This is a genomic window from Nocardia sp. NPDC004718, assembly GCF_053601535.1.
The window spans coordinates 41,193-49,339 of the sequence record NZ_JBSGCA010000005.1; the positions used below are offsets into that span (position 1 = coordinate 41,193).

The window sequence follows — 8,147 nt, forward strand, 5'->3', positions numbered from 1 at the left end:
TCGACATGCACGTGGAGGTGGCATCGTGGCCGCACAGGACGTCCGAGAACGTACCGAGCCCGTGGGTTTTCCGCCTGGGCCCGCGCTGCCGCCGCTCGTGCAGAGCGCGTTGTTCCAGCGGGACCGGGCCCGGTTCCTCACCGCGATGGCGCGCCGTTACGGTGACGTCTTCACCCTGCGGATCCCGCCGTTCGCCGACCGCGTCGTGGTGTACTCCCGCCCCGAGCACATCAAGGAGATCTTCGCGGGCGATCCACACGACCTGCACGCGGGCGAGGGCAACCAGATCCTCGGTGCGATCATGGGCCCGCACTCGCTGCTGCTGACCGACGAGGCCGAGCACGCGCGGGCGCGCAGGCTGCTCATGCCCGCGTTCAACGGCGCCGCGCTGCGCGGCTACCGGGCGCTGATCTCCGAGATCGCGGCCGCGGAGATCGGCGGTTGGGCGCCCGGATCCACCGTGCGCATGCTGGACCGGATGAACGCGCTCACCCTCGAGGTGATCACGCGGGTGGTCTTCGGCGTCACCGATACGCGGACCAGGGCCGAGCTGAACCCGCGCCTGAATCGGATCGTCCACCTGAATCCGCTGGTCTTCCTAGGTTTGAAGAGCGGCCGATTGCGGCGGGTCGGCCCGTGGAAGAGCTTCGCCGAGAACCTCGCCGCGGTCGACGCCTTGCTCTACGCGGAGATCGCCGAGCGGCGGCGGGCGACCGATCTGGCCGGGCGCACCGACGTGCTGTCGCGCCTGCTGGAGGTCGGCGCGGGCGACGGCGACGCGCCGCTCACCGATGCCGAACTGCGCGACCAGCTCATCACGCTGCTGCTGGCCGGGCACGAGACCACCGCCTCGGCGCTGTCCTGGGCACTCTACGAACTCGCCGCCGACCCCGAGATCCAGCGGCAGGCCGCGGAGGCCGCGCGCACCGGCGACGACCGATACCTGGACGCGGTGCTCAAGGAGGCCATGCGGTTGCACACCATCATCTCCGGCACCAATATCATCTCCGGCACCAATCGAAAACTGACCAGGGACATGACGATCGGCGGGCAGCGGCTGCCCGCGGGCACCGTGGTCGCCACGTCGATCGTCCTCGCACACCGCCGTACCGAGGCCTACCCCGACGTCGCCGTGTTCCGCCCGGCCCGCTTCCTCGACGGCGAAGTGGCGCCGAACACCTGGCTGCCGTTCGGCGGCGGTATGCGGCGATGCATCGGCGCGGGGTTCTCACTGCTCGAGGGCACCACGGTGCTGCGCGAAATCCTCGTCCGCGACGCCCTTTCGCTCCCGGCGGGCAGCGCGCCCGAGCGCGGCAAGATCCGCAACATCACCACGGTGCCGCGCGGCCGGGCGCGGGTGGTGGTCGACCGGCGGTCAACCAGTATGTGAACAATGATTCTGTGTTCGATTAGCTCTTGTACTGGATTTATATTGGTGTAAGTTTGTCTCTGTTCGACAGCTAATCTCGGCACGGCGCGCATGGTGCCCCGCGCTTCGGCCGAGTCCGGTTGTCGACTTCCGGACGCACCGGCGCGCACATCCCGCCTCGTCGCATGCCGGCGCGCACCGGAGAACAGGTACGGCTCCCGGGGGCCGCTCATCCCCGGGAGCCGTATCCCCTGACACGGCCAGCCAGGCCATACGGCCAGGTCGTTACGATGTTCGTCATGAGTGTCGACAATCGCCGTACGGCGCGGAAGGCGAGCAGCGGCGACTCGGCACCTCGCGAGATCCGGCGCAGACCGAAGAACCGCCGTGCCCAGATCGCCGCCGCGTCGGCCGCCGCGTTCGGCGCGCTCGGCTACCACGGCGTCAGCATGGACGACATCGCCTCCGGGCTCGGCATCAGCTCGGCGGCGCTGTACCGCCACTATCCGAGCAAATACGCGCTGTTCCGGGAGGAACTGCTGCGCGTCGGCCAGGCGATGACCGAATCGGTCGAGCTGCCCGATGAAGCGGCCGACTGGCCCGCCGAGCAGCGGCTGCGGCACGTGCTGGACGCGCTCATCGCGGTCACCATCGACAACCGCCCCACCGTCACGCTGGTGCGCTGGGAAGTCAGGTACCTCGAGCCCGACGACCAGACCACGCTCAACGACCAGCAGGCCACGGTACTCGGCGCGCTGGGCAGCCAGCTGGCCGCGCTGCGACCGGAACTCATCGAGGAGGACGTGCGCGTGCTGCGCGCCGCCTTGCTCAGCACGATCACCAGCATCGCCGACCATCACGCCACCCTCCCGGCGAAACCCCTTGCCCGCCTGCTGCATTCGGCGTGCTGGTCGGTCGCCCACGCGAAGCTGCCCGCGATGCGCGCGGTCGAGCCGGTCGCGGTGGTGGAGATCCCGGATTCGTTCAAACACGAACTGCTGCTGCGCAAAGCGGTCGAGCTGTTCCACGAGCGCGGCTACCCCAACGTCAGCGTGGAGGACATCGCCACCGCCGCAGGGCTTTCGGCGGCCTCGGCGGTGTACCGCTTCTACCGCGGCAAGAGCGACATCCTGGCCGCCGCGTTCCGCCGTGCCGCCGAACGGGTTTCCGGCGCCGTCGGCCCGGCCGTGGCGGCGGCCGGCGATTCCGAGGACGCGCTCACCGCGTTGATCACGCAGTACGTCGCCGGATCGTTCGCCGAACGCGCCCTCACCTTCGTGTACTACACCGAGTTCCAGCATGTCCCCACCGAGGACCGCACGGTACTGCGCAATATCCAGCGACTCAGCGTCGAGGAGTGGGCCCGGCTGCTGCGCGAGGTGCGTCCGGAACTCGCTCCGGCGGAGGCGCGCATCCTCGTCCACGCGGCTTTCGCGGTGGTCGTCGACCTGGGCCGCGCCTTCGGCAACGAACCGCTGGCCGCCCAGGACCGGGTGCGCCTGCTGATGCAGCTGGTGCTCTTCGGACGGCCCGCGCGATAGCCAGATAAGTTATCCGAAATTCTCGTTTCGATGGGCGCATAGTGCGACATGCAAGGCTGATCACCAGATTTTTGTGATCTACCATTCATTTCTTCCCGGGACCGGGTAGCGTTGCTGTACCGAACGTTGTATTGGACTACCATCGCGGCATGGGTGCCCAGGACCGCCATGCCGCGGACAAGGCGGCCGACGGGACACCGGCACGGGTGATCCGGCGCCGACCACGTGACCGCCGCGCCCAGATCGCGGCGGCGTCGGCCGAGGCGTTCGGGGCGCTCGGCTACCACGGCGTCAGCATGGACGACATCGCCTCTCGGCTCGACATCAGCTCCGCGGCGCTGTATCGCCACTATCCGAGCAAATACGCGCTGTTCCGCGAGGAAGTGTTGCGGTTGGGCGCGGTCAGCGCCGAAGCGGTCCGGCTGCCCGACGCCACGGACCTGTCCGCCGAGCAACGGCTCGCGCGTGTGCTCGACGCCTTGATCGAGGCCGCCATCGTCAACCGGCGCAGCGCGGCGCTGTTGCGCTGGCAGCGGCGCTACCTGGAGAAAGACGACGCGGCCACGCTGGCCGATCAGCTCGCGGGCGTGAACGCGACGCTCACCGCACTGCTTGCCGAGACCAGGCCCGCGCTGTCGAAGGCCGATCGCGCCGTGCTGGCCGCGGCGGAACTGAGCGTGCTCAGCAGCGTCGGTGATCACCACGTGTCGATCCCGGTGCGGACGCTCACCGCGCGCCTCACCGCGGCCTGCCACGCACTCGCCGCGTGCGAGCTGCCGCCGCCCGGCAACGCCGAGGCCGAGAACTTCACCGCGACCGAGATCCCGCTGACCTTCAAACACGAGTTGCTGCTGATGCGCGCGGTCGAACTGTTCCACCAGCGCGGATACCCGAACGTCAGCGTGGAGGACATCGCCAACGCCGCCGGACTGCCCGCATCCTCGGCGGTCTACCGGTTCTACCGCGGCAAGGGCGACATCCTCACAGCGGCGTTCCGCCGGGCCGCGGACCGGGTGTCGGCCGCCATCGGGCCTGCCGTCGCCGCGGCCGAGACACCCGAACAAGCGCTCCACACCCTGATCGAGTTGTATGTGGCCGGCTCGTTCGCCGAGCGCGAATTGACCTTCGTCTACTACGCCGAGATCAGCAACGTGCCGCCGGAGGAGCGCACGGTACTGCGCAATATCCAGCGCCTCAACGTCGAGGAATGGGCCAAACTGCTGGCCTGCGTGCGGCCCGAGCTGTCCGCCGCCGAAGCGCGGCTGCTGGTCCACGCCGCCTTCGCCCTGGTAGTCGACCTGGGCGAACGCTTCGGCTCCGCCGACCCGGCCTGCTCCCCCCGGCGCGTCATCCGCCTCATGCAAGTCATCCTCTTCGGCCGCCCAACGAACTAGCCCGCCACCACCACCGCCGCCGCACCACACGGACATCATGTGCCCGAGTGGCACATGGTTGCGGCATTTCGCGAGTACACCCCTCGGTGGTGTGCCACTCACGGACTTCGTCGCGGTGGTGGCGGGTCCGGGTACGGTGGGTGGCGTGCCAGTTGCCTGGGCATTGCCGATGCGCCGGGGCCTCGGGAGTAAGTCGTGGGTCGATTCGAGGGGCACGGCCGGGTTTACGCCACCGGCGAACAGCGCGGCGGGAATCGACCTCGGGGCAGCGCTGTTGCGGCAGGAAGAGCCCGCGCAGCGCGACGCTTGTGGAGCATTGGCACGGTTTCCGACTTCGGAAGGACGATTCTCATGAGCACAGATCTCGACGCGCAACCCGCCGCGGCATCCGGAACCTTCACCATCGGCGGCGATCTTCCGGTGCATCGGCTGGGATACGGCGCGATGCAGTTGACCGGCCCCGGCGTCTGGGGTGACCCCAAGGACCCGGACGAGGCGGTACGGGTGCTGCGCCGGGCGGTAGAGCTCGGCGTGAACTTCATCGATACCGCCGACTCCTACGGTCCGTTCGTCAGCGAGAAACTGATCCGCAAGGCCCTGCACCCGTATCCGGAGGGCCTGGTCATCGCCACCAAGGCCGGTCTCACGCGGCAGGGCCCCAACGAGTGGAGTGCGGTCGGCCGGCCCGAATACCTGCGCCAGCAAGCCGAACTCAGCCTGCGCCATCTCGGCCTCGACCGGATCGATTTGTACCAGCTGCATCGCATCGACCCGAAGGTGCCGCTGGCCGACCAGATCGGCGAGCTGGTCGCGCTCCAGCAGGAGGGCAAGATCCGGCACATCGGCGTCTCGCAGGTGACCGTCGAGCAGCTGCGCCAAGTGCGCGAACTCGCCACCATCGTCTCGGTGCAGAACCTGTACAACCTCGCCAACCGCGCCGACGAGGACGTGCTGAACTACGCCGAGCAGGAGAACATCGGCTTCATCCCGTGGTTCCCCATCGCCACAGGTGAACTCGCCGCCCCCGGCGGTCCGCTGGCGTCCATCTCCGCCGAGCACGGCGCGAGCCCCGCCCAGCTCGCCCTGGCCTGGCTGCTGCGCCGCTCCCCGGTCATGCTGCCGATCCCGGGCACCTCCAGCGTCGCGCACGTCGAGGAGAACATCGCCGCCGCGCGAATCGAGCTGACGGACAAGGAATTCGAGGAACTGTCGGACGCCGCCGGGTCGACCGGAAACTGACCGTTACGGCTGTCGGCTGAGCGCCCCGCGGCGGCGACCGATCGAACGCGACGCGTGAGCGGACGCCGGGAAGTCCTCGTACCTCCGTCGTACGGAGATACGAGGACTTCAGCGCTGCCGGGGCTCCCTCGCCGTAGTCCCGTGCAGGGGGTGAACGTCGTTGGCGGGCGGATCGCGCTGCCGGCAACGAGTTCGGTGCGCTGACAGTCGGTCAGCGCGAGTATCCGTCGGCCCTGCTGTCGGGGACGACGCGGCCGGATGCGACCAAGGTGCGGAAGGCCGCTTGTTTGCGGGGGCAGACGTCGGCGCGGCAGGGGCGGTGGCCCTGCATCACGCGGTGCGCCTGCTCGACGGTGAACGGCTCATCGGGCGGTCGGTGCGCGTCCTCCGCGCCGCCGTACGGCAGGCAGGAGCCGACGCCGACGATCGCGGCCACCAGCAAGGTGCACGCGCCGAGCATGCTCAGCAGCGGATTCACGGCCGCTCACTGGTCGGCGGCCTGCCGGGAACAGAACGCCGACGCGGCTAGGTATTGCCTGCAGCGCGCGCCGTGCCCGCCATGGACGGCGCACAGGAACCGCGCGCGGTCATAGGTCAGGCCGAGCGGTTCCTGCGTGCAGTCGCGGCTCTGAATCAACCACAGCTCTCGGACATCCGAGTGCAACACGTCCATCGTTCACCTCCATAAGCGCAGTGCACCCGGCACCGAGAAGGCGCCGCCGGAGCCGCGCTCGACACGGATGGATCGGGCCGTGTCGGGACCGTGCGCCGGGTTCCGGACAACGGGCGCCCTCGACAGGGTTTGGGCGGACCCCCGATGCCGGGTGCGATTCAACAGTGCGCGTTGCGATTCGGTAGATAACAGACCCGAATGCGGTAATTGCGAGTACTTTCCGTTTGTAGCGGCCTGGAGTGAGGAAGAGAGACCTATGGTGGAGGTCGACTGGACGGGCGAAGCTGTACATGCGCTTCGCACGGCGATGAAGCGAAGCCGTTACGAATTCGCGCGTCTGGTGGGCGTCACACCGCGCACCGTGGTCCTGTGGGAGAACGGCCGGACAACCCGGATGCACGCCGCTAGCCAGCGTCTCCTGGACAGGGTCTTGTCGGGCGTCGATTCAGTCGTCGCCGAACGATTCGAGCGCGCTGTCACCACGCGCCAGGAGCCGACCCCCGACTACGAACGCGCCGATTCGGCGCCCGAAAGGCACACCAAGCTCGGTAGGGAAATCGGGCTCGACAAGGAAGTCGAGGAAGACGACGTGAGAAGGCGAGAACTGCTGGCCTGCATCGGCGCGGGCATGGCAGGCCAGGCGGCGGACCTGGTGGCGAGCGAACCGGAGAGGATGCTGGCAACCCTCGACGCGGGGTCGATCAGCGAACGGCGACTGGCGTTCCTGGAGCAGTCGGCCGAGGTCCTGGGCACGCGGGTGGTCCAGGTTCCGCCCCACGAACTGTTGCAGACGGGGCTCGAGCAATTCCGGCTGGTGCGTGGCTGTCTCGGCGAACGGCAGCCCACCCATCAGCAGGTCCGATTGGTGCGCACGGCCGGACGGCTGGCGAACGTGGTCGGCGAGATCCTCTTCAACGAGGGGCATTTCGGTCAGGCGCGCATGTGGTATGCCACCGCGATCCACGCCGCGCAGGACATCGGCGACCGCTATTCGGAGGACATCGCCCTGGCCGGGCTCGCGTATTTGCCGACGTATAGCGATAAACCGAAGGAAGTTTTGCAGTTACTCGACGGCCGCTTGCAAGAAAATCCGTCATACGGCCCGGCCGCCGCATGGTTATGGGGAATGGCGGCGCGTGCGCACGCCAGTCTCGGGCACGCCGATGAATTCGCGCGGTGTATCGCACGATCGGCATCGGCTTTGGAAGACGTCGGATCGGAAGACCTTTCGGTCGGTATTTTTTCTTTCCGCCCGGAGAAACTCGCTTTTTATCAGGCCATCGGATATTCCCGGCTCGGCCGCGCCGAGGAGACCGCCGTGGCGGCCGCCCGCGCGATGGCGTTGTACGACCCGTCGGAGACCATGGAGCCCGCCTTGGTCCGCTTCGAGCACGCCACGGCGCTGCTGGCCTCGGGCGAGGTCGAGGAGGCCTGCGCGGTGGCGACCAGCGCCATCACGAACGCGCACACCTACGTGGGACTCACGGTCACCAAGCGCGCGAAACAGTTCGACTCGGCGCTCGGCGGCCTGCGCACCAGAGCCGTCGCGGAATGGCGGCAGCACGCGCACGCGGTGATCGACGCGGCGCACGCCGAGGTCTGAGCCCGCAGACGAGGCGGGGCGCACCGGTCGGCAGGGGGATGTGGACCGGCGCGCCCCGCGTATTCAAATGGTCAGTTCGCCTCGGTGGACATGGCTTCGATGAGCGACTTGGGACGCATGTCCACCCAGTGCGTCTCGACGTACTCCAGGCAGGACTTGCGGTTGGCGGCGCCGTAGGCGATGGACCAGCCGCCGGGAACGGCGGCGAAGACCGGCCAGAGGGAGTGTTCGCCCTCCTGGTTGATCAGGACGTAGAACTTGGCGTTGTCGTCGTCGAACGGGTTGGTCATTTCGGATTTCCTTCTTCCTGGTCAGATCAGGTCGGGGT

Annotated in this window: 8 protein-coding genes; 5 read left to right on the top strand and 3 right to left on the bottom strand. The window is 68.3% G+C overall.

Annotation, left to right across the window (positions count from 1 at the left end):
• Positions 1-25: 25 nt before the first annotated feature.
• The 4 genes from ACWEH3_RS05815 (at position 26) to ACWEH3_RS05830 (ending at position 5,543) form a co-directional block, all read left to right on the top strand.
• Positions 26-1,390: a cytochrome P450 gene (locus tag ACWEH3_RS05815; RefSeq protein ID WP_450025560.1), complete on the top strand. Its 1,365-nt coding sequence runs from the start codon at positions 26-28 to the stop codon at positions 1,388-1,390.
• Between the two features lie 278 nt (positions 1,391-1,668).
• A complete protein-coding gene (locus tag ACWEH3_RS05820; RefSeq protein ID WP_450025562.1) occupies positions 1,669-2,910 on the top strand; it encodes a TetR/AcrR family transcriptional regulator in 1,242 nt (413 codons plus the stop codon).
• Positions 2,911-3,059: 149 nt separating this feature from the next.
• Positions 3,060-4,304, top strand: coding sequence for a TetR/AcrR family transcriptional regulator (locus tag ACWEH3_RS05825; RefSeq protein ID WP_450025564.1), 1,245 nt, complete (start codon positions 3,060-3,062; stop codon positions 4,302-4,304).
• Between the two features lie 351 nt (positions 4,305-4,655).
• Positions 4,656-5,543 (top strand): aldo/keto reductase, encoded by an 888-nt coding sequence (locus ACWEH3_RS05830; protein ID WP_450025566.1) that lies wholly within the window; start codon positions 4,656-4,658, stop codon positions 5,541-5,543.
• A gap of 211 nt (positions 5,544-5,754) precedes the next feature.
• Here ACWEH3_RS05830 and ACWEH3_RS05835 read toward each other — a convergent pair whose 3' ends face one another.
• Both ACWEH3_RS05835 and ACWEH3_RS05840 read right to left on the bottom strand, forming a co-directional pair.
• Positions 5,755-6,021 (bottom strand): hypothetical protein, encoded by a 267-nt coding sequence (locus ACWEH3_RS05835; RefSeq protein WP_450025568.1) that lies wholly within the window; start codon positions 6,019-6,021, stop codon positions 5,755-5,757.
• A gap of 6 nt (positions 6,022-6,027) precedes the next feature.
• A complete protein-coding gene (locus tag ACWEH3_RS05840) occupies positions 6,028-6,216 on the bottom strand; it encodes a hypothetical protein (RefSeq protein ID WP_450025570.1) in 189 nt (62 codons plus the stop codon).
• Positions 6,217-6,283: 67 nt separating this feature from the next.
• Between ACWEH3_RS05840 and ACWEH3_RS05845 the strand changes: the two genes are divergently transcribed.
• Entirely contained in the window at positions 6,284-7,819 is a 1,536-nt protein-coding gene (locus ACWEH3_RS05845; protein WP_450025572.1) for a helix-turn-helix domain-containing protein, read from the top strand.
• A 71-nt stretch (positions 7,820-7,890) separates the two neighbouring features.
• Here the strand turns inward: ACWEH3_RS05845 and ACWEH3_RS05850 are convergent, their stop codons facing one another.
• Positions 7,891-8,109, bottom strand: coding sequence for an MbtH family protein (locus ACWEH3_RS05850; RefSeq protein WP_355074840.1), 219 nt, complete (start codon positions 8,107-8,109; stop codon positions 7,891-7,893).
• Positions 8,110-8,147 lie beyond the last annotated feature (38 nt).